We start from the raw sequence: 25890 nt of genomic DNA, 5'->3' as shown, positions 1-25890 counted from the left end.
GGCGTCCTCGCGCCCGTCGGACGAGCCGCAACGCCCCCGCTGCCGTCAGGCGAGCCGCAGTGCCCGCATGCCCCGGGTGCGCCGAACCGTCCGCAGCACCAGCAGCACGCTCAGCGTGCCGCCGGCGCCCGAGCCCGCGATGACCGCGTAGGGCGGCGCCCATTCCGCGAGGGCGCCGCCGATCGTGATGCCGAGCCCTTGCAGGGTCATCAGGCCGGCGCCCAGCAGGGACATGGCCTGCCCGCGCATCTGGTCGGGCACGTCGTCGACGAACCAGCGGTCCATGCCCAGCGCGTAGGCCGCGCACAGGCCGGTCAGCACCAGCAGCACGAGCGCCAGCGGCAGCGACGGGTCGACGGCGAAGAGGACCAGCGGCAGCAGCGAGATCCCCGCCAGCGGCAGCACGATACGGTCGCGGGCCGCGGGCGACAGCATCGTGCCGGCCAGCACCTCGCTGACCGCGGTGCCCGCGGGCATCGCCGCGAGGAAGAGGCCGAAGCCGACCGTGCCGATGCCGGCGGCCTTGGCGAAGGGCGCGGCCAGGCCCTCGGCGACGATGAAGAACATCGGCGGCACCCACCACATCAGCAGCAGCGCCCTGATCCGCGGGTCGGCCATCAGCCGGCCGGCGGACGCGATCGACTCGCGCATCAGCCGCCCGCTGCCGGTGACCCGGGCCGGGCGGTCCGCGGTGCCGAGCCGCAGCAGCAGGGCGGAGCCGGCGAAGGTGGCCGCGGTCAGCAGCAGCGCGGAGCGGGGCGAGAGCCACACCAGGACCAGGCCGCCGAGGCCGAAGCCGGCGATCTGCGAGCCCTGGGCCACGATCCGCACCAGCGAGCGGCCGAGCACGTAGCGCTCGCCCTCCAGGATGTCGGCCAGGCTCGCCGCCCGGGTGCCGGTGAAGAGCGGGGCGATCAGCGAGACGGCGATCCGCAGCACGAAGAGCACCACCACCGGCGCCCCGGGGATCGCCATCGCGGCCACGCAACCGCCGGACAGCACGTCGCAGGTCACCAGGACCCGCCGGGAGGGGTAGCGGTCGGCGATACCGGACAGCAGCAGGCCGCTGAGCGCGTAGGGCAGGTAGGTGAGCGCGAAGACCAGGGCGGACAGGACGGCGGAGCCGGTCTCGGCGAAGATCAGGACGGCGAGCGCGACCTCGGCGAGCACCCCGCCGAGCAGGGACAGCACATGTGCGGCGAAAATGGGGCGGAATTCGCGAACGGAAAATACGGCACCGTATCCGATGGGGGTGCCGCTGTCGCCGCCGGGGGTGGTGGTGGCGTCTTCCGAGTCCTTCACGTGCTCTTCTCCGGCCGGCGAAGCGGGGTGGACACCGCGTGGAGGGTGCTCGCTGTCCGTTGTCATGCCATCACCCTGGAGCCACAGGGACCCCACGTGTAGTCTTTCGCCCGTAGCCGAATCTTGGGGGTCATGATGTCGCTTCGCATGCGTTTTGCGGCTGAGGACCTGCTGAGGTGCCGCTTCGCGATCTCCCCGCTGCGCGAGGCGCAGGGCGCCGTGCGCACGCTGTCCCGCCCCGACCGGCACGGCCACCATCTGCCCTGGCTGCGCCAGGTCAGAGCCGCGGCAGCCGGTCTGGACCTCACCCCGCTGTGGCTGCTGGCGCCCGAGCACGGCTACGGCCCCGACTTCCTGCAACCCATCCCCGAGGCGCCGCTCGCCGGCCTCGACGAGGAGCTGGACGTCGTGCGGGCCACCCCGCCGGAGCTCGCGAGGCGGCAGATCGCCGCCGCCCTGGCCCAGACGCCGGGCGCCGCGGACACCCGCAGGGGCCGGGCCATGCTGAGCGACCCCGCCGGCACGGTGCGGCAGCTGGCGGGCCTCTACGAGCACGTGTGGGCCGCTCTGCTCGCGCCGCACTGGCCGCGGCTGCGGGCGGTCCTGGAGGCCGACGTCGCCTACCACGCAAGGCGGCTCGCCGACGGCGGCATGCAGCGGCTCTTCACCGGACTGCATCCGAAACTGCACTGGTCGGAGGGTGCGCTGACCACCGCGGGCACCATGGGCCCGCTGCCGGAACCGGGCGGGCGCGGCCTGGTCCTGGTGCCCAGCGTCTTCTTCTGGCCCGAGGCCGGCAGCGCCTTCGACCCGCCCTGGCAGCCGCTGGTGGTCTACCCCGCGCGCGGCATCGGCGGCCTGTGGGCACCCGGCGGTCCGACCGCGTCGACCACCCTCGTACGGCTGCTGGGAGCCAACCGGGCCGCGATCCTCAGCGGCCTCGACGCGCCCAGCACCACCACGGCCCTGTCCCACCGGCACGTCATGGCGATGTCGTCGGTGTCGTCCCACCTCGCGGTGCTGCGCGACGCGGGCCTGCTGACCTCCCGCCGCTACGGCCACCAGGTGCTCTACGAGCGCACCGCGCTGGGCATCGCGCTGGCCACCGGCGGGCCGCTGTGAGCCCGTGGCCGGACGCTTCGCGGCAGTCCGCCGTGCACGGGGCCCGCTGGATCGACGTAGTCCGTTTGTAGTCCCCGCTTGCCTCGCATGTGACGGAACCGTGACCGCCGTGCTACGGGAAGATGTCCGGAAACCCACCCTCACCCGGCCAGATACCGCTCCACCGTCGCCACCTTGGAGTCCAGGCCGTCCGTGACGCCGGGCCGCAGGTCCGCCTTGAGGACCAGCGAGACGCGCGGCGCCCGCTCCTCGACGGCGGCCACCGCCCGCTTCACGACGTCCATCACCTCGTCCCAGTCGCCCTCGATGGAGGTGAACATCGCGTCCGTACGGTTCGGCAGCCCGGACTCGCGCACCACCCGCACCGCGTCCGCGACGTACTCACCGACGTCCTCGCCGACGCCCAGCGGGGTGATCGAGAAGGCGACGATCATGCGCCCACCGCCTCCTGCGGCTGCGTACGGGCGGCGACGACCGCCTCCTCGCACTCGCGGGCCAGGGTGCGCTCGGCGAAGAAGCCGCCGGTGGGCAGGACCGACAGCACGAACAGCAGCGCCGCCCTCCCGAAGCCCCAGCCGGCACTGCGCCAGGCCAGCGCCCACAGCACGACGTAGCCGACGAACAGCACGCCGTGCACCATGCCCATCACCGGCACCGCGTTGAAGTCCGTGGTGCGCTTGAGTACCGAGCACACCAGCAGAAGCAGGAACGAGACCGCCTCCGGGGCGGAGATCAGGCGCAGCCTGCGCAGAGCGCCGGCGGTCTTCAGGTCCACGGGGAAACCTCACTGTCGGGGGTTGTCGGAACGGTCCGGTCCTTGTGAACGCGATCACAAGGGCCTCTCCATTATCACCGGCCCGTATCGATCGCCCGGCCCCGGGGTAGGAAACCTTCCGGCGGGCGATAGCGTCCCTGTCCACGACATCTGTACGCACTCCACGGGGACCGGGACACGATGAGCATCGACTGGGACCGCAGGCACTGCGCCCGCAAGGGACACATCACCTACGCGCCCGACGAGCTGCGGCTGCGCGCCCGGCTGCACGCGAGCACCGCGGTCGGCGAGGTGTGGCGCTGCCTGCGCTGCGGCGACTTCGTCGTCGGCGAGCCGCACGGCACGGGCCCCGCCGACCAGGCACCGCTGGTGCCGCGCGGCCGGGCGCTGCGCGACCTGTTCATCCTGCGCTTCCTGGCGATCGAGCGGATCCTGCGCGGGCTGCTGATCGTGATCGCCGCCTGGGCGGTGTGGAAGTTCAGCAATTCGCAGGACGCGGTGCACAAGCTCTTCGAGGACGATCTCACCGCCTTCAAACCGGTCGCCGACCACTTCCACTACGACCTGGACCACTCCCCGGTCGTGGACACCATCCGCAAGACCTTCGACTACAAGAAGTCCACCCTCCAGGTCGTCGCCGCCGCACTGCTCGGCTACGCGCTGATCGAGATCATCGAGGGCTTCGGCCTGTGGTGGGCGAAGCGCTGGGCCGAGTACCTGACCGTCGTCGCCACCGCCGCCTTCCTCCCCCTTGAGGTCTACGAGCTCACCGAGAGGGTCAGCTACTTCAAGATCGGCACCCTCGCGCTCAACGTGCTGGCCGTCCTCTACATCCTGCTCGGCAAGCGGCTGTTCGGCCTGCGCGGCGGCCACGCGGCCTTCGAGGCGGAGCGCCGCAGCGCCTCGCTGCTCGAAGTCAGGGAAGCGGCGGGCGAGAGCGGCGAGCCGCTCGAACCCCTGCCGGTACGCCCCCGCAGCGCGGCCGACAGCGGCTGACCCGTGGCGACCTTCCGGCTCCAGAGCACCCGGGTCCTGGCCGTGGACCTGGCCGGCGACGCGGTCAAGGCCAAGAAGGGCGCCATGGTCGCCTACGACGGCGAGATGACGTTCAAGAAGATGACCGGCGGCGGCGAGGGCCTGCGCGGCCTGGTCACCCGGCGGATCACCGGCGAGGCCATGGAGGTGATGGAGGTCAAGGGCCACGGCACCTGCTGGTTCGCCGACCGCGCCACCGAGATCAACCTGGTCCGCCTCACCGGCGACAAGCTGCACGTCGAGGCCGGCAACCTGCTGGTCACCGAGCCGTCGCTGCGCACCGGCACCACCTTCACGGGCCTGCGCGGCGCCTCCCAGGGCAACGGCCTGTTCACCACCACCGTGGAGGGCACGGGCCAGGCCGCGATCATGTCCGACGGCCCGGCCATCGTGCTGCGCGTGACGCCGGGCACCCCGCTGGTCGTCGACCCCGGGGCGTACGTCGCCCACACCGGCCGGCTGACGCAGCAGCTGCGCTCCTCGGTCGGCCTGCGCACCCTGATCGGCGAGGGCTCCGGCGAGAGCTTCCAGGTCCACTTCGAGGGCGAAGGCCTGGTCTACGTCCAGCCCAGCGAACGCAACACGATCGGGGGGCAGATGTAGATGGCCTTCACCCGGGTCAATTCCAAGCTGGTGGAGGCACGCGTCGTGCCCGGCCGGCGGATGTTCAGCCAGCGCGGCGCGATGCTCGCCTACCGCGGCGCCGTCACCTTCACGCCCAGCATCACCGGCGGCCAGGGCGGCGTGATGTCGATGATCGGCCGCCGGGTCGCCAACGAGGCGACTCCGCTGATGATCGTCGAGGGCGACGGCCTGGTGATGTTCGGCCACGGCGGCCACCACATCCACACCGTCGACCTGACCGGCGAGACCCTCTACGTCGAGGCCGACCGGCTGCTCGCCTTCGACGGCTCCCTTGCCCAGGGCACGATGTTCATGGGCTCGCAGGGCGGTGTGATGGGCGTGATGAGGGGACAGGTCACCGGGCAGGGCCTGTTCACCACCACCCTCCAGGGCAAGGGCTCGGTCGCCGTCATGGCACACGGCGGCGTCTTCGAACTGCCCGTCACCCCGGGCCGCCCCGTGCACGTCGACCCGCAGGCGTACGTCGCCCACCGCGGCGAGGTGCGCAACAAGCTCGCCACCGCCGTCGGCTGGCGCGAGATGGTCGGCCGCGGCTCCGGCGAGGCCTTCCAACTCGAACTCAGCGGCCAGGGCACGGTCTACGTGCAGGCCTCGGAGGAGAAGCTGTGACCCACGGCGAAGGCCCGGTCGTCCACGACCCCTCCACCCTGCCGTCCGACGACAACGTCAACCCGTACGCCTTCTGCGTCGACCTCGACGGCCAGTGGTTCCTGCAGAAGGGGAAGATGATCGCCTACTACGGGCAGATCGACTTCCACGCCATCGGCCACGGCCCGCTCGACCACCTCGTCGCCGCGAACTTCCACTCCCCGTTGCACGCCGCCGCCTGGGTCGTCGCCCAGGGCCGCGGTAAAATGCTGCTCGCCGACCGGGCGTACGACATCAACTCCTACGACCTGGAAGACGGCAACCTCACCATCCGCTCCGGCAACCTGCTGGCCTTCCAGCCGGGGCTGGCGCTCAAGCAGTCGATCATCCCGGGCTTCCTCACCCTCATCGGCACCGGCAAGTTCGTCGCCGCCTCCAACGGGGCGGTGCACTTCGTGGAGCCGCCGATCCGGGTCGACCCGCAGGCCCTCGTCGGCTGGGCCGACTGCCCGAGCCCCTGCCACCACTACGACCACGCCTACATGCGCGGCGTCCTGGGCGGCATCAGGGCGCTCACCGGTATCGGCGGCACCTCGGGCGAGGAGCACCAGTTCGAGTTCACGGGGGCCGGGCAGGTGCTGCTGCAGTCCACCGAGCAGCTGATGCCGGCCGCCGACACCGGCGGGGTTCCGGGCAGCGCGGGGCCCGGCGTGCCGGGCAGGCCGTGACCCGGCGCCGCTGCGCACGGTGACCGCACCACTACCCTGGTAATCATCCGGGATTCAACGGACGGTAGAATTACCGGTATGACCACCGAGACCGAGGACAGCGCGACCACCTGGCTCACCGAGGACGAGCAGCGCGCCTGGCGCATCCACCTCGACGTCAGCCGGCTGCTCATGTACCAGCTGGAGCGCGACCTGCAGCCCTTCGGCCTGACCAACAACGACTACGAGATCCTCGTCAACCTCTCGGAAGCCGAGGACCGGCGGATGCGGATGAGCGACCTCGCGAAGTCGACCCTGCAGTCCAAGAGCCGGCTCTCCCACCAGATCACCCGGATGGAAGCCGCCGGATTCGTCCGCCGCGAGAACTGCGAGTCCGACCGCCGCGGCCTCTACGCCGTCCTCACGGAGCAGGGCTGGGACACGATGCGCCAGGTCGCCCCGCGCCATGTCGCCTCGGTCCGCGAGCACTTCATCGACCTGATCCCCCCGCAGGACCTCGCGGCCTACCGCAACGCCCTGGGCCCGGTGGCGGCCCACCTCCGCGAGACCCGCACCCGCTGAGGGCCGCCCCCGCGCGAAGGGCCGCCCGCGCGGCCGGCCGCCAGGGTGCGGCAGCCGGCACCTCCGGGCGCCCGGGGCGGGAAAAGACCGCACCCGCCTGTCACAAAAGGCCGCGCCCCCGCGTGTAAGAAGCGGGAGGGCAACGTACATGAACCCGGAACCCGCGGAGCGCCTGGCCGACTTCGATGAGTTCTACACCGCGACGGCGAAAAGAACGGTCGCCGTCGCCTTCGCCGTGAGCACCTGGTCGCGCACTGCCACCTGCTCGCCTACCCCGACGCCGCCGGCGCGGCCGCCGGAACCCACGCCGCGGCACTGCCGCAAGCTGACACAGACCGGCTGTGGGATCGAGCTGGGCGAGGCACTGGTGCGTGGCGGCACGACGCGCTTCGAGGGGACATCGAAGACGCACACCGGGGTAACGGTGTGGATGGAGAGCGAAGGACCCTACGTAGCGGTGCTGTTCGTGACCGCACCGGGCAACCCGGAGAGCCAGTCCCTGGACACCGGGGTGGAGAAGTGCATCGCCGCGTCCCTCTACCGGCTGGCGCCGGACGCGCCGGCCGCCACGGAACACGCACCGCCCGCGTCCGTGAACACGTCCGGCGGCACGGGCACCGGCAAAGCCGACCGCACGGGGGCGACCGCCGACCGCGGCGACGTCCATTCGACCGACAGCTGCTGACAAGGAATCCGATCGCCGTGTACCGCATACGCATTCCCCGCCGCCGTCCGACCTCCCGCGCACTGACCGTGCCCGCCGTCCTGCTCGCCCTCGTCCTCGGTGCCACCGCCTGCGGCGGCCACGACAGCGCGGCCGGCGGCGACAAGCCGGGGACGACCGGCGCGGCCCCGACGACCGCGGCCGGCCCGCACGTCACCGTGACCCCGGCCGCCGGCAAGGACGGCGTCGCCCCCGGCACCCCCGTCGCGGTCACCGTCGCCGAGGGCACCCTCGGCGCCGTGACCGTCACCCCCAAGGGCAAGTCCTCCGACGGCGTCGACCCGGTCGCGGTCACCGGCGCCCTGGACCGGGCGGCGCACACCTGGACCTCGAACCGCACGATGACCCCGGGCACCGCCTACACCGTCACCGCCACCGCGACCGACAGCACGGGCAAGCGGTCGACCACCACCAGCACCTTCCGCACGGCCGCCGCCGCCAAGGTCAACGGCGTCACCCCGACCCCGCTCAACAACGCCGTGGTCGGTGTCGGCCTGCCCGTCTCGCTGGCCTTCGACGTCCCCGTCACCGACAGGGCCGCCGTCGAGAAGGCGCTGACCCTCACCACCACGCCGGCCGTCCAGGGCAGTTGGGGCTGGCTCACCGACCCGCTGACCGGCATCCAGCGGGTCGACTGGCGCCCCGAGACGTACTGGCCGACCGGCACCAAGGTCACCCTGACGGCCAGGCTCAGCGGTATCGACACCGGCGGCGGCCGCTTCCTGCGCCGGGACGTCCACGACAGCTTCAGCATCGGCACCGCCCGCATCTCCTACGCCGACCTCGCCGCGCACACCCTGCGCGTGACCGAGAACGGCCGCACGGTGAAGAAATTCAAGATCTCGGCGGGCAGCGACCAATTCCCCACCTGGAACGGGAAGATGGTCGTGATGACCAAGCAGTCCAAGATCCGGATGACCTCGTCCTCGGTGGGCATCGCCACCGACAAGGACGCCGCCGACTTCTACGACGAGGACGTCAACAACGCGGTCCGTATCACCTCGTCGGGTACTTTCGTCCACGCGGCGCCCTGGAACGACCGCTACATGGGCAAGCAGAACAAGAGCCACGGCTGCATCGGGATGAGCGCCGCCGACGCCACGTGGTTCTTCGACCGCGCCACCCGCGGCGACCTGGTCATCGCCGCCGGCTCCCGCCGGGCGGTGGTCGACAAGGGCAACGGCTACGGCGACTGGAACGTGAGCGCGGACCAGTGGCACGCGCTCAGCGCGCTCGCCTGACGAGACACCTGTGCCCGGTATGTGACCGACGGGTAGGCTCGGGGCCGTGTCAAAGCCCCTGAGCCTGCCCTTCGACCCGATCGCCCGCGCAGACGAGCTGTGGGCCCGCCGCTGGGGCGGCGTACCGTCGATGGGCGCCATCACCTCGATCATGCGCGCCCAGCAGATCCTGCTCGGCCAGGTCGACGCCGTCGTCAAGCCGTACGGTCTGACCTTCGCGCGCTACGAGGCGCTGGTGCTGCTCACCTTCTCCCAGGCCGGCGAGCTGCCGATGTCCAAGATCGGCGAGCGCCTGATGGTGCACCCGACCTCGGTCACCAACACCGTCGACCGCCTGGTCGGGTCCGGCCTGGTCGACAAGCGCCCCAACCCCAACGACGGCCGCGGCACCCTCGCCTCGATCACCGACAAGGGCCGCGAGATCGTGGAGTCCGCCACCCGTGACCTGATGGCGATGGACTTCGGCCTGGGCGTCTACGACGCGGAGGAGTGCGGCGAGATCTTCGCGCTGCTGCGGCCGCTGCGGATAGCGGCGGGGGATTTCACCCAGGATTAGGGCCCGCGGGGGCCGGAATCGGGGCCCGGAACGTACCGGTTAGGCTGCTTGGCATGAAACGAAGCATGCTGACCCGCTACCGGGTGATGGCCTACGTGACGGGCGTGCTGCTCATCGCGCTCACCCTCGGCGTGATCGCCAAGTATGTGCTCGACATCAATGGTGCGGGCACCTTCACCACGGCGGTGGGATTCGCCCACGGCTGGCTGTACGTGGTGTACCTCATTTTCGCCTTCGACCTGTGCAACAAGGCGAAGTGGCCCATCGGCCGGATGGCCTGGGTCCTGCTGGCCGGGACCGTGCCGACCGCGGCTTTCTTCGTCGAGCGCCGCGTCACGCGCGAACTGGCACCGAAGATCGTCGAGCCCGAGCCGGCCGAGCCGGTCAGCGCCTGACACACGGCTCACCCGGATGGTGAGCCGTGCCGCATCGACATTTACTTGGACGTCCTAGTAAATTCGAGGGTATGGACGCTACCGGGATCGAGACAGGCCGCCAGCGCTGGCAGGCACGGTACGACGCAGCCCACCGGCGGGACGCCGACTTCAGCACGCTGTCCGGCGATCCGGTGGAGCCGGTGTACGGGCCACCGCCCGGCGCCGACGTGCCGGGCTTCGAGCGGATCGGCTGGCCGGGGGAGTACCCCTTCACCCGGGGGCTGCACGCGACCGGCTACCGCGGCAGGACCTGGACGATCCGGCAGTTCGCCGGCTTCGGCAATGCCGAGCAGACCAACGAGCGCTACCGCACGATCCTGGCCAACGGCGGCGGCGGGCTGTCCGTGGCCTTCGACATGCCCACCCTGATGGGCCGCGACTCCGACGACCCGCGCTCGCTCGGCGAGGTCGGGCACTGCGGGGTGGCCGTCGACTCCGCCGCCGACATGGAAGTGCTCTTCCGCGACATCCCGCTCGGCGACGTCACCACCTCCATGACCATCTCGGGACCCGCGGTCCCGGTCTTCTGCATGTACCTGGTCGCCGCCGAGCGGCAGGGCGTCGACCCGGCGGTGCTCAACGGCACCCTGCAGACCGACATCTTCAAGGAGTACATCGCCCAGAAGGAGTGGCTCTTCGAGCCCGGCCCGCACCTGCGGCTGATCGGCGACCTGATGGAGCACTGCGCCGCGGCCATCCCGGCGTACAAACCGCTGTCGGTCTCCGGCTACCACATCCGCGAGGCGGGCGCGACGGCCGCGCAGGAGCTGGCCTACACCCTGGCCGACGGCTTCGGCTACGTGGAGCTGGGCCTGAGCCGCGGCCTGGACGTCAACGCCTTCGCGCCCGGCCTGTCCTTCTTCTTCGACGCGCACCTGGACTTCTTCGAGGAGATCGCCAAATTCCGCGCCGCCCGCCGCATCTGGGCGCGCTGGATGCGGGACGTCTACGGTGCCACCTCGGACAAGGCGCAGTGGCTGCGCTTCCACACCCAGACCGCCGGGGTCTCGCTCACGGCCCAGCAGCCGTACAACAACGTGGTGCGTACCGCCGTGGAGGCGCTGTCCGCGGTGCTCGGCGGGACGAACTCGCTGCACACCAACGCGCTGGACGAGACGCTCGCGCTGCCCAGCGCGCAGGCCGCCGAGATCGCGCTGCGCACCCAGCAGGTGCTGATGGAGGAGACCGGCGTGGCCAACGTCGCCGACCCGCTCGGCGGCTCCTGGTACGTCGAGGCGCTGACCGACCGGATCGAGCGGGACGCGGAGAAGATCTTCGACCGGATCAAGGAGCTGGGCGCCCGGGCGGTGCCGAACGGGGAGCACCCGGTCGGCCCGATCACCTCGGGCATCCTGCGCGGCATCGAGGACGGCTACTTCACCGGGGAGATCGCCGAGTCCGCCTTCCAGTACCAGCGCGCCCTGGAGAAGGGCGACAAGCGGGTCGTCGGCGTCAACCGGCACACCGGCTCGGTCACCGGCGACCTGGAGATCCTGCGGGTCGGCCACGAGGTGGAGCGCGACCAGGTGCAGGTGCTGGCCGCCCGCCGCGCGGCCAGGGACGAGGCCGCCGTGCGCCGCGGGATCGACGCGATGCTGGCCGCCGCCCGCTCCGGCGGCAACATGATCGCGCCGATGCTGGACGCGGTGCGGTCCGAGGCCACCCTCGGCGAGATCTGCGACGCCCTGCGCGAGGAGTGGGGCACATACACCGAGCCGGCCCGCTTCTGAGCGCCCTCCGCGTCCCCCCGTCCGCCCCGTCCGGCGCTGACCTGGCCGTGGCCTCGATCGGTAGATTCGTCGCCGACCGACCCGCTCTCCAGGAAAGGACGTGTGTGGCCCTCGAAGCGACCGTCGGCGACGACGGGATGGTCTACATCAGGGAGACAGAGCAGCCGGACGTGGTGGCCGTGACCACCGCGGCGAAATGGGAGGCGTTCGTGAAGGGCGTCATGGCGGGGGAGTTCGACCACTTCGTTGCCGGAGTGGCCGAGACGGTAGGTGCGGCCGGCGGGGAGGGCACCGCTCACCAGCGGACCTGTGGCGCGGTTCACGGGTCCTGAGCGGTGTGCAGACCGGCCAGACCGACGACGAGGAGCACGGCGAGCCGGCCCGCCCACTCCTCGTCGACCGGCTCCGAGCTGACCATGACCCGGTGCACCACGGCGCCGGCGACCACATCGAAGATCAGGTTGTCGCGCTCGGGTCCCGCCGCGCCGTCCTCCTCGGGCGGGATCTCGCCGCGCGCCTGCGCGCGCTTCCTGCCCAGCACCACCAGATGCTTCTGCCGGTCCACGATCGCCTCGCGGATCCGCAGCCGCAGCGCGTCGTCGTGCGCCGCCTCGGCGATCACCGCCATCAGTGCGGTCCTGGTCTCCGGGCGGTTGAGCAGCTCGGCGAAGCGCAGCACCACCCCCTGGATGTCGGCCTCCAGGCTGCCCAGGTCGGGCAGTTCCAGCTGCTCCTCGAACAGCGCGGCCACCGCGTCGACCACCAGCTCGTTCTTGCCCGCCCAGCGCCGGTAGAGGGTGGTCTTGGCGACCCCCGCGCGGGCCGCGACGTCGCCGAGGGTGAGCCTTCCCCAGCCCTGCTCCGCCAGCGCGGCCCTGGTGGCCGCCAGGATCGCTCGGTCCGCGGCGGCACTTCGCGGGCGGCCGGTGCGTTTGCCAGGAGAGAGCGGGCACATAGGCCGGACCATACCGGCCGGTAGGTAACGTGACGAGTGAGCGGTATCACAGCGCGTGGCGCCGCGCCCCCGAGGGCGGTCCAGTTACGCTACGAGTCGTAGCGAAACACGACGCGCACCCGCGACGACCACACCCGTACGGATGGGGATCCGTACCACCGCAAGCACTGCCAGAAGTACCCGACCGGGTGGTCGGCGCCCCGCGAACCGGCGGGGAAGCCGGGCCCGATCCGGGGTCTGTACACGTTCGGGTCCGGGAGGGGGGAGGATTGCCTCATGCAGCCACGGAACATGTCCATGAGCGGCGTGGTCGACCTCGCCGCGGTGAAGGCGGCCGGTGAGGCCAAGGTGAAGGCCGAACAGGCCAGGGCGCAGCGGCAGGACGCCGGCGCCGACGCCACCACCGCTTCCCCTCTCGTCATCGAGGTGACCGAGGCGACCTTCGAGAGCGATGTCCTCCAGCGCTCCGCCGAGGTCCCGGTCGTCATCAGCTTCTGGGCCGACCAGGCCGAGCAGAGCAAGCAGCTCAACGCGGTCCTGGAACGGCTCGCCGGTGAATATCGCGGCCGCTTCGTGCTGGCCACCGCCGAGGTCTACGCCAACCAGCTGCTCTTCCAGCAGTTCGGCGTGCAGGGCGTGCCCGCGGTCTTCGCGGTGCTCGCCGGGCAGGCGATGCCGCTCTTCCAGGGCCTGGCCCCGGAGGACCAGGTCACCGAGGTCCTCGACCAGCTGATCGCGGTCGCCGAGGAGCGCTTCGGCATCGTCGGCCCCGACGTCGACCCGGGCGCCGCCCCCGCGCGGGAGCAGGCGCCGCCCCCTCCGCCGCGCCCCGCCACCCCGCAGGAGCTGGCGCTGACCGCCGCACACGACGCGCTGGACGCCGGCGACCTGAGCGGTGCCATCCGCGCCTACCGCGACGTCCTGTCCGACGAGCCGGCCAATGCCGAGGCCAAACTGGGCCTCGCCCAGGCCGAGCTGCTCGACCGGGTCCAGGGCGTCGACCCGCAGGCCGCCCGGGACGCCGCGGCCGGCGCGCCGGGCGACGTGCAGGCGCAGCTGACCGCGGCCGATCTCGACCTGGTCGGCGGCCATGTGGAGGACGCCTTCGGCCGGCTGGTGGACACCGTCCGCCGCACGTTCGGTGACGAGCGCGACACCGTACGGCTCCGGCTGCTCGAACTGTTCGAGGTCATCGGGCCTGACGACCCCCGGGTGGCCAGCGCGCGCACCGCGCTGGCCAGGGTGCTGTTCTGACGACCGGACCGTTGTTGATGCCCGGATGCTCGGCGATTTAGCGATACGGCGACCGCTCTTTATCAAACCGTGACAATGAGCGGTCGCCATTACCGCCGGTGACGCCACGGTCCCGCTTTGTTGGCCGATGGTCATATATGCCGGACTTCACCACCCCCGATTCCGCTACGCCGGGTGAGATTACTCCGCGTGGCGATCCCGCCTGCGGCACACATCCGTTACTCGCTGGTAATGAGCCCCTTGTGCGTCGGCCGCGAATGGACCACGATCGGCCAAGCTCGGTCCGTAGGCCAGCGCCCGGCAGCCAGTCGGCGCCACGGTCCACGGGTCCCCGCCGAGCGGGAGTGCGGGGCATCCGCCGCGCCTCCGGGACAGGGGGGTCTCCGTCCAGCGGATGGAACCGGATGGAGCCTGTCCCAGCAGGTTGCGCGAGAGCGTGGCCAGTGGTTGTCGCTCGGGGGTGATCGCCGACGTCTCGGACATCGCCGTCCGGACTCCGCAGGGAATCTCCGCAGGGAGCCCCGCCCGGAGGGACGGCCTCGCCCGACCCGGCGCTCTCCTTCCCGAGGACGTAGCACTTCTCCCATCCCAGGCCAGGATCCACTCCCGGCCGGAGATGTACGTCCGAGAAGGAGGAAACATGGAATCGCTCGTTCGTGGCGGTACCAGATGGCGGCGGTTCGCCGTCGTCATGGTGCCGAGCGTTGCGGCCACCGCCGCGATAGGCGTGGCCCTGGCTCAGGGCGCGCTCGCCGCGTCATTCAGCGTGTCGGGCCAGCAGTTCAAGGTCACCGCGAAGTCCCTGGACGGTACAGGGTTCGAGCAGTACGGCGCGCTCGACGTGCCGAGCGGCAAGGGGCCCGTGCCGGTCGCGGTGTCGGCGTTCACCGACGCCACCATCATCGGCCTGTGCCAGTCGGTCGTCATCCCGACGCCGATCGGGGACGTGACCCTCAAGCTGAAGGCCGGCCCCGACGCGGATCACGCGGTCGTGGCGCACAACCTCTACATCGACCTCGACCAGCTCGACGCCGACGCGACGTTCACCCACATCAACATCGGTGTCGCGGCCGGATCGACCAAGTACGGTCCGGGGATCGACAACCCCAAGACCACCGACCCGGGCTCCTTCGCCCAGGAGGCCGAGAAGGCCTACCTGACGGATGTGCAGCAGACGGCATGGGGCACCAGTGCGGGCACGTTCAAGCTCTCCGGCCTGAGCCTGCGCCTGCACATGGGCTCCGGCAAGGGTGTCGAGTGCTACTGAGCACGGTCTGAGGTGCCCTGGGCGAGCCGCGCGGGGCGCGGCTCGCCCAGGCCCGAACCACCTTCTTCCGTACCGCCAGTTCCAGGGAGCTGTTTTCCATGAGCGCCGAGTCGACAGGGCTGAGTGCCCACCTCCGCCGCGGCCGTATCGCGTTCCGGCACTGGCGGTGGCAGCGTCCGTTCTGGGCAGGGCTGCTGACCCTCCTGTCCGGGATCCCGATCGGATACCTGCCGTACAACAACGTGACCTTCGGCCAGCTGGCCATCCGGGTGGGCACCACCGCGGGCGCCGGCGCGCTGATCATCGGCGTGCTGCTGGTCGTGCTGGGCCTGACCATGTGGTTCCAGAGCGCGGTACGGGTCTTCGCCGGCGTCGCGAGCATCCTGCTCGGCCTGGTGTCCCTCCCGATGACCAACCTCGGGGGCATCGGCGGATTCCTGCTGGCCATCGTCGGCGGCGGCATGGCCGTCGCCTGGGTGCCCGGCACCGCGGCGCCCGACGTACCGGGCGAGAAGGCGGAACTGCCCGACGGCTCCCCGCAGCCCGCGGGCGACGCGGTGGACCCGGGCTGGCCCGCCCCCACCGCGGACGCGGCCGCCGCGGACCCGTACACCAAGCCCGAGCCGGTGCACGCCGGTGCGCGGGCCGACGAAGAGAACACCGAGGAGAACGGGAGGCACCGTGCTGGGTGACGACGCTCAGCCGGTCGTGAGCGAAGGGCAGGACGGCACGACGAGGCCAGGACCGCGGCACGCGGCCCCGCGCAAGTCGCTGTTCACCAAGCTGCACATGCCCGCGGGCAAGGCGGTGGCGCTTGCCGCCATGCCCACCGCGGTGCTGATGGGCATGGGCTTCACTCCGCACCTGGCACAGGCCGACCCGCTGCCCAAGAACCCGTTCAAGCCGGGCCCTTGCGTCACGCAGTCGGACACGCCGACGCCCTCCGCGACCGACAAGAGCGCGGACAAGGCCAAGAGCGGTGACAAGGGCACGACGGCCGGCAAGCCGAAGCCCGACCCGACGACGAGCCCCAGCGCCACGCCGAAGCCGTCGAGCAGCCCTGCCGCGCCCGACCCGTCGACGTCGCCGAGCCCGGCCGGCACCGGCAAGCCGGTCACCCAGTCGCAGCCCCAGGCCAAGCCGAGCGCCAGCGCGAGCCCGAGCGCGACCACCGACCCGAAGGACCCGTTGGGCCTCGGCCAGCTGCTGGGCGGCCTGTTGGGCGCCGACAGCTCCTCGAAGCCCACCTCGGCGCCGACCACCCACGCGCCCGCGCCCGCCCCGACGACCACCACCGCGCCGCCCGCCGACCCGGTGAAGTCCACGGTCGGCGGCGCAGGCAAGGCGGTCGGGGACACCGTCAAGGGCGTCACGGACACGGCGAAGAGCACGGTCAAGGACACCACCAAGACCGCCACGGACGGGGTGCGGAAGACCACCAAGACCGTCAAGGACACCGCCGCCGCGCCCGTGGCGTCCCCGTCCTCCTCCGCCGGCCGGCAGTCCTACCCGTGCCCGACCACCGACGCGCACGCCCTCGCGGACGCCGCGACCGAGCAGGGCATACCCCTGCTGCCCGACACCCCGTGGACGCTGAAGAGCTCGCTGCTCACCCTCTACGGTCTGCAGTACGACGGCATCGTGCAGGTGAGGACCTACAGCGGCACGGTCAAGGACGTCCTGAAGTTCACCGCCACCGGCGTGGACATCGGCGACCTCCACCAGATCGTGGACGGCCCGCACGGCACCAAGACCCACGTCTCCGCCCGCTCCGGCTCCACCTCCACCATCCGCAACGGCACGGTGACGATGTACACCGAGTCCCTCAGCGGCAACCTCCTCGGCGCGGTGCCGATCACCTTCACCCCGAAGTTCCCCCCGCCGCTGACCCTCCCGGTCCTCTTCTTCACGGACGTGACGGTCATCCAGGCGGGCCAGTTCGGCGGCGACCTCACCGTCCCCGGCATGAAGGTCCTCCCCGGCCAGTCCTCCTGACCCGGCCTCGACCCGAGACGCCCGCCCCGAGCACCCCCGGGGCGGGCGTCCTGCCGTCGAGCGGCGGTGTGCCGCGGCCCGTGCCCCCGGACGGGGGGCACGGGCCGCGGCACACCGCTCATGGGCGGGCGGTGGGGGTCAGTTGCCCAGGTGGTGGACGCGGACCAGGTTGGTCGTGCCGGAGACGCCGGGGGGCGAGCCGGCGGTGATGATGACCGTGTCGCCGTCGGTGTAGTCGGACAGCTTCAGCATCTCGCGGTCGACGATCTTGACCATGTCGTCGGTGGTGTCGACGTGTTCGACCACGAAGGCCTCGACGCCCCAGGTCAGGGCGAGGTAGTTGCGGGTCGACGGGTCGGTGGTGAAGGCCACCACCGGCTCCGGGACGCGGTAGCGGGCCAGCCGGCGGGCGGTGTCGCCGGACTTGGTGAAGGCGACCAGCGTCTTGGCGTCGAGGAAGTCGGCCAGCTCGGCCGCGGCGCGGGCGACGGCGCCGCCCTGGGTGCGGGGCTTCTTGCCGGGGGCCAGCGGCTGGAGGCCGCGGCAGAGCAGCTCCTCCTCGGCGGCCTCGACGATGCGGGCCATCGTCTTGACCGTCTCGACCGGGTACTTGCCGACCGAGGACTCGGCGGACAGCATCACCGCGTCGGCCCCGTCCAGGATCGCGTTGGCCACGTCGGAGGCCTCGGCGCGGGTGGGCCGGGAGTTGGTGATCATCGACTCCATCATCTGGGTCGCCACGATCACCGGCTTGGCATTGCGCCGGCACATCTCGACCAGGCGCTTCTGGACCACCGGCACCTGCTCCAGCGGGTATTCGACCGCCAGGTCGCCGCGGGCCACCATCACCGCGTCGAACGCCATGACGACGTCTTCCATGTTCTTGACCGCCTGCGGCTTCTCCACCTTGGCGATGACCGGGACCCTGCGGCCCTCCTCGTCCATCACCCGGTGGACGTCGCGGACGTCCTTGGCGTCGCGCACGAAGGACAGCGCGACCATGTCGACGCCCATCCGCAGCGCGAACCGCAGGTCGTCGATGTCCTTCTCGGACAGCGCGGGCACGTTCACCGCGGCGCCCGGCAGGTTGATGCCCTTGTGGTCGGAGATGACGCCGCCCTCGACCACCAGTGCCCGCACCCGCGGGCCGTCGACCTCGATGACGCGCAGCGCCACGTTGCCGTCGTTGATCAGGATGGGGTCGCCCTGCGAGACGTCACCGGGCAGGCCCTTGTACGTCGTCCCGCAGATGGTCTTGTCGCCGGCGACGTCCTCGGTGGTGATGGTGAACTCGTCACCCGCCACCAACTCCACCGGGCCGTCGGCGAACTTGCCCAGACGGATCTTGGGACCCTGCAGGTCGGCGAGTACGCCGACGGCCCTGCCGGTCTCCTCGGCCACCTTGCGCACCCGCTGGTAGCGGTCCTCGTGCTCGGCGTGGCTGCCGTGGCTGAAATTCAGGCGGGCCACGTTCATGCCGGCCTCCACCAGTGTCTTCAACTGGTCATAGGAGTCAACGGCGGGACCCAGGGTACAGACGATCTTGGCTCGGCGCATGGGCGCTATCCTATCGGTTTGTTCCGCTGCGGAATATTCCTGGGGGTTCGCGCGGCTGCGGTACGGTCAATCACTCTGAACTGCCAGTGCGTAAGTATCGCGGGCGATCTCGAGCTCCTCGTCGGTGGGGACCACCGCCACGGCAACCCGTGACGAATCGGCCGATACCAGGCGGGCTGCGGCGCCGCGCACCGCATTGCGCACTGAGTCCATAGTGACACCCAGATTGTGAAGATCTGACAAAGCCGCTTCACGAACTGCGGCCGAATTCTCGCCGACGCCCGCGGTGAAAGTGATCGCGTCGACCCGGCCGAGCACGGCCGTGAAGGCGCCGACGTAGCGGCGCAGCCGGTGGATGTAGACGTCGAAGGCCAGCCGTGCCGCCTTGTCGCCCTCGGCCATCCGGCGGCCGATCTCCCGCATGTCGTTGTCGCCGCACAGGCCGAGCAGCCCGGACTTCCTGTTGAGCAGCTCGTCGATCTCGCCGGTGCTCATCCCGCCCACCCGCTCCAGGTGGAGGACCACCGCCGGGTCCAGGTCGCCCGAGCGGGTGCCCATGACCAGGCCCTCCAGCGGCGTCAGCCCCATCGAGGTGTCCACACACACGCCGCCGCGCACCGCGGAGGCCGAGGCGCCGTTGCCCAGGTGCAGCACGATCACGTTGACGTCGGCGGGGTCCCGGCCCAGCAGCGCCGCCGTCGCGCGGGAGACGTACGCGTGGGAGGTGCCGTGGAAGCCGTAGCGGCGGATGCCGTAGCGGTCGGCGGTCGCGGTGTCGACGGCGTACCTGGCGGCCGCCTCGGGGATCGTGGCGTGGAAGGCGGTGTCGAAGACCGCGACCTGGGGCAGGTCGGGGCGCAGGTCGCGGGCGACCCTGATCCCGGCGATGTTGGCCGGGTTGTGCAAAGGCGCCAGCGGCACCAGGTCCTCGATGCCGGCCAGCACCTCGTCGGTGACCAGGGTCGGCACGGTGAAGCGCGTACCGCCGTGCACCACCCGGTGGCCGACCGCGGCAAGCTCCGGGGAGTCCAGGCCGAGCCCGCGGGCCTTCAGCTCGTCCGCCGCCTCGCGCAGCGCCTGCGCGTGGTCGGCGGTCCCGCCGGGCTCGCCGATCCGCTCCACCGCGCCCGCGGCCAGCCGCTCCTCGCCGTCCATGTCGATGAGCTGGTATTTCACCGACGAGGAACCGGAGTTCAGCACCAGCACCCTGGTGGCCCCGCTCATACCGTCTCCCCCTGCTGCGCCTGGATCGCGGTGATCGCGACCGTGTTGACGATGTCCTGCACCAGCGCGCCCCGCGACAGGTCGTTGACCGGCTTGCGCAGGCCCTGGAGCACCGGGCCGACGGCGACCGCGCCGGCCGAGCGCTGCACGGCCTTGTAGGTGTTGTTCCCGGTGTTCAGGTCGGGGAAGACCAGCACCGTCGCCTGCCCGGCGACCGCCGAGCCCGGCATCTTGGTGGCCGCGACCGACGGCGCCACGGCCGCGTCGTACTGGATCGGGCCCTCCACCAGCAGCTCGGGGCGCCGCTCGCGCACCAGCTCGGTGGCGGCCCGCACCTTGTCGACGTCGGCGCCGCTGCCGGAGGTGCCGGTCGAGTACGACAGCATCGCGATCCGCGGCTCCACGTCGAAGCGGGCCGCGGTGGCGGCGGCCTGGATCGCGATGTCCGCCAGCTGCTCGGCGTTCGGGTCGGGGTTGACCGCGCAGTCGCCGTAGACCAGGACCTTGTCGGCCAGGCACATGAAGAAGACCGACGAGACGATCGCCGCGCCCGGCCGGGTCTTGATGATCTCGAAGGCCGGCCTGATGGTCGCGGCGGTGGAGTGCACCGCGCCCGACACCATGCCGTCGGCCAGGCCCTCCTGGACCATCAGGGTGCCGAAGTACGACACGTCGGCGACCACGTCGTAGGCCAGCTCGTAGGTCACCCCGCGGTGCGCGCGCAGCTCCGCGTAGAGGGAGGCGAACCGTTCCCGCAGCGGCGAGGTCTGCGGGTCGACGATCTGCAGGCCCGGGTCGTCCAGCGCGACGCCGAGGTCGCCGGCCTTCTTGCGTACCGCGTCCTCCTCGCCGAGCAGCGTCAGCTCGCACACTCCCCGGCGCAGCAGCACCTCGGCGGCCCGCAGGATGCGCTCCTCGGCGCCTTCCGGCAGGACGATCCGCCGCTTGTCGGCCCGCGCCCGCTCCAGCAGCGCGTGCTCGAACATCATCGGGGTGACCCGGGAGGAGCGGGCGACCGAGAGCCGCTCGGTCAGCTCCGCGGTGTCCACATGGGTCTCGAACAGGCCCAGCGCGGTCTCCGCCTTGCGCGGGGTGCCCGCGCCGAGCTTGCCGTCCAGGGTGAACAGGCCGGCCGCGGTGGTGAAGGACCCGGTCGCGACCGCGAGCACCGGGGTGCCGGGGGCGAGCCGGTTGGCCAGCGCCAGGATGTCGGGTCCGGGCCGCTCGTCCAGCGTCAGCAGCACCCCGGCGATGGGCGGCGAGCCCGCCGAGTGCGCGGCCAGCGACCCGATGATCAGATCGGCCCGGTCGCCGGGGGTGACCACCACGCACCCCGGCGTCAGCTTCGGCAGGAAGGTGGGCAGCATCGCCCCGCCGAAGACGAAGTCCAGCGCGTCCCTGGCCAGTCCCGCGTCGTCGCCCAGCAGCACCTCGGCGCCGAGCGTCTCGGCGATCTGCGCGACCGTCGGCGCGGCCAGCGCGGGCTCGTCCGGGAGCACGTACACCGGGACCTCCGGGGCGCGGCTGAGCCGCTCCGCGGCCTCGGCGACCTCGGCCGGGTCCACCCGGTTGGCGACCATCGCGATCACGTCGCAGCCCAGGTTGGTGTACGCGTGGTGCGCGTTGCGCACCTCGGCGGCCACCGACTCGGCGCTCTGCGCCCGCCCGCCGATCACCGGCAGCACCGAGGCGCCGCACTCGTTGGCCAGCCGCGCGTTGACCCCCAGCTCGGCCGGCAGGTTGGTGCCGGCGAAGTCGGAGCCGAGGATCAGCACCGTCTCGTAGTCCTCGGCGACCCGCAGGTAGCCCTCGACCAGCCGGGCCGTCAGCGCCTCCTGGCCCTGCTCCGCCTGGAGCGCGGCGGCCTCCTCGTACCCCATGCCGAAGACCGTCGCCGGGTCCTGCACCAGCCGGTAGCGGCTGCGCAGCAGCTCGAAGATGCGGTCGGGGGTGTCGTGCACCATCGGGCGGTAGATCCCGACCCGGTCCACCTGCCGGGTCAGCAGCTCCATCACCCCAAGCTCGACGACCTGGCGGCCGTCCCCGCGGCCGATCCCCGTGACATAGACGCTGCGCGTCACCCCAAGACTCCGATCCCTCTGCCCCTGCGCCGGTTACGTCCTGACGCTAACGTGCCCGCCCGCGCGTCGCCCGCCGAGGGGGGCGCCCCGCACCGGCGTGCGGCCGTGCGGCCCGCCCGGGTGCGGGCTGCGGGGGATCGCCGCACTGTGCACTTAGGGTGAGGGGGGCCCACGACGAGCGAGCGAGGAGGGCCGTGCGATGGACGTCCTGGCCACCGGAGTGCAGCGTGACGAGCGGCCCCTGCTGGAGGCCGCGTTCGCCGGGCGGCACGACATCCGCTGCCTGGAGCCCACCCTCACCGCCGACACGCTGCCGCTGGCCGCCGGCTACGAGGCGGTCTCCACCAGCGTCAACGCGGTGCTGGACGCGCCGGTCCTGGAGGGGCTGGTACGGGGCGGCACCCGGCTGATCACCCAGCGCTCCACCGGCTACAACAACATCGACCTGGCCCACGCCGAGCGGCTCGGCATGACCGTCGCCCGGGTCGCCGCCTACTCTCCGTACTCGGTCGCCGAGTTCGCCTGGACCCTGGCGCTGGCGCTGAACCGGCGGATCGTGCGGGCCGCGAGCCGCACCCGCGACTTCGACTTCCGGCTCGACGGGCTGCTCGGCCGGGACTTCCACGACCGCACCGTCGGCGTCATCGGCACCGGCCGGATCGGCACCGCCTTCACCGCGATCGCCCGCGGCTTCGGCATGCGGCTGCTCGGCTGGGACATCACCCCGAACCCGGAGTGCGAAGTGCTGGGCATGCAGTACGTCGAGCTGGACAGGCTCTTCCGGGAGGCGGACCTGCTCACCCTGCACGTACCGCTGGCGCCGTCCACCCACCACCTGGTCGGCGCCAGGCGGCTGGCCGAGATGAAGGACGACGCCATCCTGATCAACACCAGCCGCGGCGCCCTGATCGACTCCACCGCCCTGGTCGAGACGCTGCGCGAGGGGCGGCTCGGCGGGGTGGGCCTGGACGTCTACGAGGAGGAGGCCGGGGTCTTCTTCTACGACAAGTCGCTGGAGGTCATGACGGACGACGTGCTGGCCAGGCTGCTGACCTTCACCAACGTGCTGATCAGCTCCCACCAGGCGTACTACACGGTGGACGCCGTCGAGGAGATCGTCGCGGCGACGCTGCGCAATGTGAACGACTACGTGGCCGGCCGGATCACCGAGAGCACCCTGATCCCGCGTCCCTGAGCGTCCCTCAGCGCCCGCGGGCGCCCGGGAAGTACCCCGAAGCAACCGTGAACCCTCTTCTGGAGACATCCGCCCATGCGTATCGGAGTCCTCACCGCCGGCGGCGACTGCCCCGGCCTCAACGCCGTCATCCGGTCGGTCGTGCACCGCGCGCTGACCGGGCACACGGACGAGGTCATCGGCTTCGAGGACGGTTTCGTCGGCCTGCTCGAAGGCCGCTTCCGCCCGCTCGACCTCAACTCCGTCAGCGGCATCCTGGCCCGCGGCGGCACCGTGCTCGGCTCGGCCCGCCTGGAGCGCGGCCGGCTGCGGGAGGCCGCGGCGAAGGCCGACGAGCTGTGCGCCCGCTACGGCCTGGACGTCCTCATCCCGATCGGCGGCGAGGGCACGCTGACCGCCGCCCGGATGCTGTCCGACGCCGGGATGCCGGTCGTCGGGGTGCCCAAGACCATCGACAACGACATCAACGGCACCGACCGCACCTTCGGCTTCGACACCGCGGTCACCGTCGCGACCGAGGCCATCGACCGGCTCAAGACCACCGCGGAGTCCCACCAGCGGGTGATGGTCGTGGAGGTGATGGGCCGGCACGCCGGCTGGATCGCCCTGGAGGCCGGCATGGCGGGCGGCGCGCACGGCATCTGCGTCCCCGAGCGACCCTTCGACCCCGCCGACCTGGTCGACATGGTCACCGAGCGCTTCGCCCGCGGCAAGAAATTCGCCGTCGTCTGCGTCGCCGAGGGCGCCCACCCGGCGAAGGACACCATGGACTACGGCGTCGGCGACATCGACAAGTTCGGCCATGAGCGCTTCCAGGGCATCGGCACCACCCTGGCCCGCGAGCTGGAACGCCGGCTCGGCAAGGAGGCCCGCCCGGTCATCCTCGGCCACGTCCAGCGCGGCGGCGTCCCCACCGCCTACGACCGGGTGCTGGCCACCCGCTTCGGCTGGCACGCCGTCGAGGCCGCCCACAAGGGCGCCTTCGGCCATATGACCGCCCTGCACGGCACCCGCGTCGACATGGTCCCGCTGGCCGACGCGATCACGTACCTCAAGACGGTCCCCGAGGACCGCATGGAGGAGGCCGAGTCGGTCTTCTGACCCGGCGGCGGGTCCCGCGGGCTCACATGAGGCGCACTTCCACGCTGAAGCCGCGCGCCAGCACCTGGTTGAGGTGCTCGGCGTGGGCGCCCAGCGCCTGCCGGGCGTCGCTGCCCTCGGCGCTCACCGTCAGCTGGACGTAGTCGTCGGCGTCCGTCGTGTCGTCGCCGCAGACGCAGCAGCGCAACCGCTCGGAGACGTCGAGCGGTTCCAGGTCGTCCACAGCACTCATTCCCACAGTCCGTTCGCCAGCTTGTTCTCGATGTACCGCTCGGTCGCGTCCTTGATCACCGTGGTCGGTGCCCCTGACGGGTTGGACATGTCGCGGACGACGACATCGTATTTCCCGTTGCCGGTCTCCAGGACCTTCACCAGCTGGCCGTCGTTCTGGATCTAGAGGTCGCCGTTCTTCCAGACGTCGTCCACGTCCACACCGCGGCCCAGCCGGTTGGCGCCGTGCACGTCCCGGGGATCGGTGCTGTCACCGTCCCCCGCCGGGTCGTCCGGCGGCGGGTCGCCGCCGGTCGGGGGCTTGCCGCCGCGGCCGCCGCCGCCCGAGCCGCCGCCGCGCGCCTCGGCGTCGGCCATCTCGCGGTCCAGGGCCTCGGAGACCTCGGTGGTCTCGGCGTCCACCGCCTCGACCTCGGGTACCTCCTCCGCGGCGGAGGCGAGGACCGTCTCCAGTTCGGCGATGCCCTCGGCGGCGTAGTCGGCCATGGCGGCGTCCAGGATGCCGTCCACCGAGGCGAACAGGGCGGCGGCCTCACCGGCGTCCAGGGCCGCGGCGCCCGCGTCGGAGCCGCCGAGGGTGAAGACCGTGCCGAGGACGCCCAGCGCGGTGGTGACCCCGATGGCCAGGCCCGCCTCGGTCATCTTGTGCTCGAACTCGCTGTGCGCCTGGTCGATGGCGTGCGCGAAGGCGTCGCACACCGAGGCCAGCCGGGTGCACGTCGCCGGCCATGCCCGCGGCGGCGTTCAGCGCCGTGGTCAGGGCGTCCGCGATGCCGTCGAGCCGGGTCTGGCCGCCGGCGAAGGTCGTCGCCGCCTCGTTCAGGTCGGACGGCGTGACGTCTATCGGCCCGGTCGGCTCGCCCCAGCTCACCTTCCGCCCCAGATGCGCAGGTTCGCGGTCTCCGCGGCGTGGTAGTTGCCGTGCGCGGTGTGGGTGACGTGGTGCATCTCGTCCAGCATCCGGTGGAGGTCGGCGGACGTCTGCCGCCACTGGGCGAAGACCGTGCGGAAGCGGTCGCGCGCCTCGCCCTCCCAGGCGTTCTCGAAGCGCTTCATACCGGTGTCCAACCTGGTCAGCAGGTCGTCCAGGGTGTCGGCGCTGCCCTTGAGGCCGCTCGCGAGTTCGGCGAGCGCGGTCAGTTCGACCTTCAGGCGTGATGTCATGATGTGTCCCCCCGTCGCTCTTGCGCCGCCCCGTGCTAGAGGTCCGCGATGCCGCTGTGCGGCGGGTTCGCGGACGGCGGCGCGTCCTGGCCGACCTGGAGCTCGCGGAACGACTCCAGGGTCTCCAGGTCCTGCTCGCTGAAACCGTCCCGGCTCAGCTCGACCGCCTCCTTGACGAAGGCCAGCGTCCGCCGCACGGTGACCGCGTCCGCGACCACCCGCCGGTGGATGTCGTGGTATTCGGTGGCCGCGTCGCTGTACCAGCACGCCTCCGCGGCCTCCGCGAGCGACGTCAACTGCCGCTCGACGGCCTCGATCTCCCGCTCGGCCTCGCTCATGTCGCCCGCCAGGCCGGTCAGATCGGCCGCGGTGAGCCGGAGCAGCGGCTTGCCCATGACTGTCCCCCTCGGTCACGGCCAGGG

The 25890-nt window shown here is 71.6% G+C and carries 30 protein-coding genes; 18 read left to right on the top strand and 12 right to left on the bottom strand.

Going from position 1 to position 25890, the window contains the following annotated elements; translation table 11 throughout:
* Nucleotides 1-45 precede the first annotated feature (45 nt).
* On the bottom strand, nucleotides 46-1302 hold the full coding sequence (locus tag BUE44_RS32735; protein WP_073502656.1) for an MFS transporter: 1257 nt from the start codon (nucleotides 1300-1302) through the stop codon (nucleotides 46-48).
* 135 nt (nucleotides 1303-1437) lie between these two features.
* On the opposite strand from BUE44_RS32735, the gene BUE44_RS32730 reads away from it, so the two are divergent.
* Nucleotides 1438-2424, top strand: coding sequence for an ArsR/SmtB family transcription factor (locus tag BUE44_RS32730; protein WP_073502671.1), 987 nt, complete (start codon nucleotides 1438-1440; stop codon nucleotides 2422-2424).
* A 140-nt stretch (nucleotides 2425-2564) separates the two neighbouring features.
* Here the strand turns inward: BUE44_RS32730 and BUE44_RS32725 are convergent, their stop codons facing one another.
* Both BUE44_RS32725 and BUE44_RS32720 read right to left on the bottom strand, forming a co-directional pair.
* Complete coding sequence (locus BUE44_RS32725) at nucleotides 2565-2858, bottom strand: MTH1187 family thiamine-binding protein (RefSeq protein ID WP_073502655.1); 294 nt, start codon at nucleotides 2856-2858, stop codon at nucleotides 2565-2567.
* The gene (locus tag BUE44_RS32720) at nucleotides 2855-3199 is read right to left on the bottom strand and encodes a DUF3817 domain-containing protein (protein ID WP_073502654.1); all 345 of its coding nucleotides are present in this window, start codon (nucleotides 3197-3199) and stop codon (nucleotides 2855-2857) included. Before BUE44_RS32720 ends, BUE44_RS32725 begins: the two co-directional genes overlap by 4 nt.
* 180 nt (nucleotides 3200-3379) lie before the next feature.
* Between BUE44_RS32720 and BUE44_RS32715 the strand changes: the two genes are divergently transcribed.
* From BUE44_RS32715 to BUE44_RS32665, 11 genes are all read left to right on the top strand, one after another.
* Nucleotides 3380-4195 carry a DUF2127 domain-containing protein gene (locus BUE44_RS32715; RefSeq protein ID WP_073502653.1) on the top strand — a complete coding sequence of 272 codons (816 nt, stop codon included), beginning with the start codon at nucleotides 3380-3382 and terminating at the stop codon, nucleotides 4193-4195.
* Between the two features lie 3 nt (nucleotides 4196-4198).
* On the top strand, nucleotides 4199-4837 hold the full coding sequence (locus BUE44_RS32710) for an AIM24 family protein (RefSeq protein WP_073502652.1): 639 nt from the start codon (nucleotides 4199-4201) through the stop codon (nucleotides 4835-4837).
* Nucleotides 4838-5488 carry an AIM24 family protein gene (locus BUE44_RS32705; protein WP_073502651.1) on the top strand — a complete coding sequence of 217 codons (651 nt, stop codon included), beginning with the start codon at nucleotides 4838-4840 and terminating at the stop codon, nucleotides 5486-5488.
* The gene (locus tag BUE44_RS32700) at nucleotides 5485-6195 is read left to right on the top strand and encodes an AIM24 family protein (RefSeq protein ID WP_079190297.1); all 711 of its coding nucleotides are present in this window, start codon (nucleotides 5485-5487) and stop codon (nucleotides 6193-6195) included. Before BUE44_RS32705 ends, BUE44_RS32700 begins: the two co-directional genes overlap by 4 nt.
* A gap of 78 nt (nucleotides 6196-6273) precedes the next feature.
* The gene (locus BUE44_RS32695) at nucleotides 6274-6756 is read left to right on the top strand and encodes a MarR family winged helix-turn-helix transcriptional regulator (RefSeq protein ID WP_073502650.1); all 483 of its coding nucleotides are present in this window, start codon (nucleotides 6274-6276) and stop codon (nucleotides 6754-6756) included.
* A 148-nt stretch (nucleotides 6757-6904) separates the two neighbouring features.
* A complete protein-coding gene (locus BUE44_RS32690; RefSeq protein ID WP_073502649.1) occupies nucleotides 6905-7441 on the top strand; it encodes a hypothetical protein in 537 nt (178 codons plus the stop codon).
* 17 nt (nucleotides 7442-7458) lie between these two features.
* Nucleotides 7459-8721, top strand: coding sequence for a L,D-transpeptidase (locus tag BUE44_RS32685; protein WP_079190296.1), 1263 nt, complete (start codon nucleotides 7459-7461; stop codon nucleotides 8719-8721).
* A gap of 46 nt (nucleotides 8722-8767) precedes the next feature.
* Complete coding sequence (locus BUE44_RS32680; protein ID WP_073502648.1) at nucleotides 8768-9277, top strand: MarR family winged helix-turn-helix transcriptional regulator; 510 nt, start codon at nucleotides 8768-8770, stop codon at nucleotides 9275-9277.
* A gap of 53 nt (nucleotides 9278-9330) precedes the next feature.
* Nucleotides 9331-9672, top strand: coding sequence for a DUF3817 domain-containing protein (locus BUE44_RS32675; protein ID WP_073502647.1), 342 nt, complete (start codon nucleotides 9331-9333; stop codon nucleotides 9670-9672).
* Nucleotides 9673-9743: 71 nt separating this feature from the next.
* Complete coding sequence (locus tag BUE44_RS32670; RefSeq protein WP_073502646.1) at nucleotides 9744-11444, top strand: acyl-CoA mutase large subunit family protein; 1701 nt, start codon at nucleotides 9744-9746, stop codon at nucleotides 11442-11444.
* Nucleotides 11445-11548: 104 nt separating this feature from the next.
* On the top strand, nucleotides 11549-11776 hold the full coding sequence (locus BUE44_RS32665; RefSeq protein WP_073502645.1) for a DUF397 domain-containing protein: 228 nt from the start codon (nucleotides 11549-11551) through the stop codon (nucleotides 11774-11776).
* Here the strand turns inward: BUE44_RS32665 and BUE44_RS32660 are convergent.
* The gene (locus BUE44_RS32660; protein ID WP_073502644.1) at nucleotides 11764-12399 is read right to left on the bottom strand and encodes a TetR/AcrR family transcriptional regulator; all 636 of its coding nucleotides are present in this window, start codon (nucleotides 12397-12399) and stop codon (nucleotides 11764-11766) included. The two genes, BUE44_RS32665 and BUE44_RS32660, sit on opposite strands and share 13 nt — an antisense overlap.
* 276 nt (nucleotides 12400-12675) lie before the next feature.
* Between BUE44_RS32660 and BUE44_RS32655 the strand changes: the two genes are divergently transcribed.
* From BUE44_RS32655 to BUE44_RS32635, 4 genes are all read left to right on the top strand, one after another.
* The gene (locus tag BUE44_RS32655) at nucleotides 12676-13653 is read left to right on the top strand and encodes a tetratricopeptide repeat protein (RefSeq protein WP_073502643.1); all 978 of its coding nucleotides are present in this window, start codon (nucleotides 12676-12678) and stop codon (nucleotides 13651-13653) included.
* Nucleotides 13654-14293: 640 nt separating this feature from the next.
* The gene (locus BUE44_RS32645) at nucleotides 14294-14920 is read left to right on the top strand and encodes a DUF6230 family protein (RefSeq protein WP_073502641.1); all 627 of its coding nucleotides are present in this window, start codon (nucleotides 14294-14296) and stop codon (nucleotides 14918-14920) included.
* Between the two features lie 98 nt (nucleotides 14921-15018).
* Complete coding sequence (locus BUE44_RS32640; protein WP_073502640.1) at nucleotides 15019-15612, top strand: DUF6114 domain-containing protein; 594 nt, start codon at nucleotides 15019-15021, stop codon at nucleotides 15610-15612.
* Nucleotides 15602-16915, top strand: a complete 1314-nt coding sequence (locus tag BUE44_RS32635) for a hypothetical protein (protein ID WP_073502639.1) — start codon at nucleotides 15602-15604, stop codon at nucleotides 16913-16915. The genes BUE44_RS32640 and BUE44_RS32635 overlap by 11 nt, the downstream gene beginning before the upstream one ends.
* Nucleotides 16916-17053: 138 nt before the next feature.
* On the opposite strand, the gene pyk is transcribed toward BUE44_RS32635, so the two are convergent.
* The 3 genes from pyk to pta all read right to left on the bottom strand — a co-directional run bounded on the left by pyk (nucleotide 17054) and on the right by pta (nucleotide 21777).
* Nucleotides 17054-18472: a pyruvate kinase gene (pyk, locus tag BUE44_RS32630; RefSeq protein ID WP_073502638.1), complete on the bottom strand. Its 1419-nt coding sequence runs from the start codon at nucleotides 18470-18472 to the stop codon at nucleotides 17054-17056.
* 66 nt (nucleotides 18473-18538) lie between these two features.
* Nucleotides 18539-19696, bottom strand: coding sequence for an acetate/propionate family kinase (locus tag BUE44_RS32625; RefSeq protein ID WP_073502637.1), 1158 nt, complete (start codon nucleotides 19694-19696; stop codon nucleotides 18539-18541).
* Nucleotides 19693-21777 (bottom strand): phosphate acetyltransferase, encoded by a 2085-nt coding sequence (pta, locus tag BUE44_RS32620; protein ID WP_073502636.1) that lies wholly within the window; start codon nucleotides 21775-21777, stop codon nucleotides 19693-19695. The genes BUE44_RS32625 and pta overlap by 4 nt, the downstream gene beginning before the upstream one ends.
* Nucleotides 21778-21976: 199 nt before the next feature.
* Here pta and BUE44_RS32615 point away from each other — a divergent pair, with 199 nt between their 5' ends.
* The gene (locus tag BUE44_RS32615; protein WP_073502635.1) at nucleotides 21977-22972 is read left to right on the top strand and encodes a 2-hydroxyacid dehydrogenase; all 996 of its coding nucleotides are present in this window, start codon (nucleotides 21977-21979) and stop codon (nucleotides 22970-22972) included.
* 75 nt (nucleotides 22973-23047) lie between these two features.
* Nucleotides 23048-24073 carry an ATP-dependent 6-phosphofructokinase gene (locus BUE44_RS32610; protein ID WP_073502634.1) on the top strand — a complete coding sequence of 342 codons (1026 nt, stop codon included), beginning with the start codon at nucleotides 23048-23050 and terminating at the stop codon, nucleotides 24071-24073.
* 22 nt (nucleotides 24074-24095) lie between these two features.
* On the opposite strand, the gene BUE44_RS32605 is transcribed toward BUE44_RS32610, so the two are convergent.
* The 5 genes from BUE44_RS32605 to BUE44_RS32590 all read right to left on the bottom strand — a co-directional run bounded on the left by BUE44_RS32605 (nucleotide 24096) and on the right by BUE44_RS32590 (nucleotide 25863).
* Nucleotides 24096-24305 (bottom strand): hypothetical protein, encoded by a 210-nt coding sequence (locus tag BUE44_RS32605; protein WP_073502633.1) that lies wholly within the window; start codon nucleotides 24303-24305, stop codon nucleotides 24096-24098.
* Complete coding sequence (locus BUE44_RS37655) at nucleotides 24302-24445, bottom strand: hypothetical protein (protein ID WP_159450324.1); 144 nt, start codon at nucleotides 24443-24445, stop codon at nucleotides 24302-24304. Before BUE44_RS37655 ends, BUE44_RS32605 begins: the two co-directional genes overlap by 4 nt.
* 21 nt (nucleotides 24446-24466) lie before the next feature.
* On the bottom strand, nucleotides 24467-25003 hold the full coding sequence (locus BUE44_RS32600; protein ID WP_073502632.1) for a hypothetical protein: 537 nt from the start codon (nucleotides 25001-25003) through the stop codon (nucleotides 24467-24469).
* Nucleotides 25004-25171: 168 nt separating this feature from the next.
* Nucleotides 25172-25468 (bottom strand): WXG100 family type VII secretion target, encoded by a 297-nt coding sequence (locus tag BUE44_RS32595; RefSeq protein ID WP_073502631.1) that lies wholly within the window; start codon nucleotides 25466-25468, stop codon nucleotides 25172-25174.
* 35 nt (nucleotides 25469-25503) lie between these two features.
* Nucleotides 25504-25863, bottom strand: coding sequence for a WXG100 family type VII secretion target (locus BUE44_RS32590; RefSeq protein ID WP_073502630.1), 360 nt, complete (start codon nucleotides 25861-25863; stop codon nucleotides 25504-25506).
* Nucleotides 25864-25890: the final 27 nt, after the last annotated feature.

It is taken from the genome of Actinacidiphila paucisporea, from assembly GCF_900142575.1.
Classification (GTDB): domain Bacteria; phylum Actinomycetota; class Actinomycetes; order Streptomycetales; family Streptomycetaceae; genus Actinacidiphila; species Actinacidiphila paucisporea.
Note: the sequence above shows the minus strand (reverse complement) of the source record. Positions and strands in the feature narration are given on the sequence as shown.

Coding starts and splice junctions, on each gene's coding strand:
- BUE44_RS32730 (WP_073502671.1), top strand. CDS start 1,438: ATGTCGCTTCGCATGCGTTTTGCGGCTGAGGACCTGCTGAGGTGCCGC.
- BUE44_RS32725 (WP_073502655.1), bottom strand. CDS start 2,858: ATGATCGTCGCCTTCTCGATCACCCCGCTGGGCGTCGGCGAGGACGTC.
- BUE44_RS32715 (WP_073502653.1), top strand. CDS start 3,380: ATGAGCATCGACTGGGACCGCAGGCACTGCGCCCGCAAGGGACACATC.
- BUE44_RS32705 (WP_073502651.1), top strand. CDS start 4,838: ATGGCCTTCACCCGGGTCAATTCCAAGCTGGTGGAGGCACGCGTCGTG.
- BUE44_RS32695 (WP_073502650.1), top strand. CDS start 6,274: ATGACCACCGAGACCGAGGACAGCGCGACCACCTGGCTCACCGAGGAC.
- BUE44_RS32690 (WP_073502649.1), top strand. CDS start 6,905: ATGAACCCGGAACCCGCGGAGCGCCTGGCCGACTTCGATGAGTTCTAC.
- BUE44_RS32675 (WP_073502647.1), top strand. CDS start 9,331: ATGAAACGAAGCATGCTGACCCGCTACCGGGTGATGGCCTACGTGACG.
- BUE44_RS32670 (WP_073502646.1), top strand. CDS start 9,744: ATGGACGCTACCGGGATCGAGACAGGCCGCCAGCGCTGGCAGGCACGG.
- BUE44_RS32660 (WP_073502644.1), bottom strand. CDS start 12,399: ATGTGCCCGCTCTCTCCTGGCAAACGCACCGGCCGCCCGCGAAGTGCC.
- BUE44_RS32655 (WP_073502643.1), top strand. CDS start 12,676: ATGCAGCCACGGAACATGTCCATGAGCGGCGTGGTCGACCTCGCCGCG.
- BUE44_RS32645 (WP_073502641.1), top strand. CDS start 14,294: ATGGAATCGCTCGTTCGTGGCGGTACCAGATGGCGGCGGTTCGCCGTC.
- BUE44_RS32640 (WP_073502640.1), top strand. CDS start 15,019: ATGAGCGCCGAGTCGACAGGGCTGAGTGCCCACCTCCGCCGCGGCCGT.
- pyk (WP_073502638.1), bottom strand. CDS start 18,472: ATGCGCCGAGCCAAGATCGTCTGTACCCTGGGTCCCGCCGTTGACTCC.
- BUE44_RS32625 (WP_073502637.1), bottom strand. CDS start 19,696: ATGAGCGGGGCCACCAGGGTGCTGGTGCTGAACTCCGGTTCCTCGTCG.
- BUE44_RS32615 (WP_073502635.1), top strand. CDS start 21,977: ATGGACGTCCTGGCCACCGGAGTGCAGCGTGACGAGCGGCCCCTGCTG.
- BUE44_RS32610 (WP_073502634.1), top strand. CDS start 23,048: ATGCGTATCGGAGTCCTCACCGCCGGCGGCGACTGCCCCGGCCTCAAC.
- BUE44_RS32605 (WP_073502633.1), bottom strand. CDS start 24,305: ATGAGTGCTGTGGACGACCTGGAACCGCTCGACGTCTCCGAGCGGTTG.
- BUE44_RS32595 (WP_073502631.1), bottom strand. CDS start 25,468: ATGACATCACGCCTGAAGGTCGAACTGACCGCGCTCGCCGAACTCGCG.
- BUE44_RS32590 (WP_073502630.1), bottom strand. CDS start 25,863: ATGGGCAAGCCGCTGCTCCGGCTCACCGCGGCCGATCTGACCGGCCTG.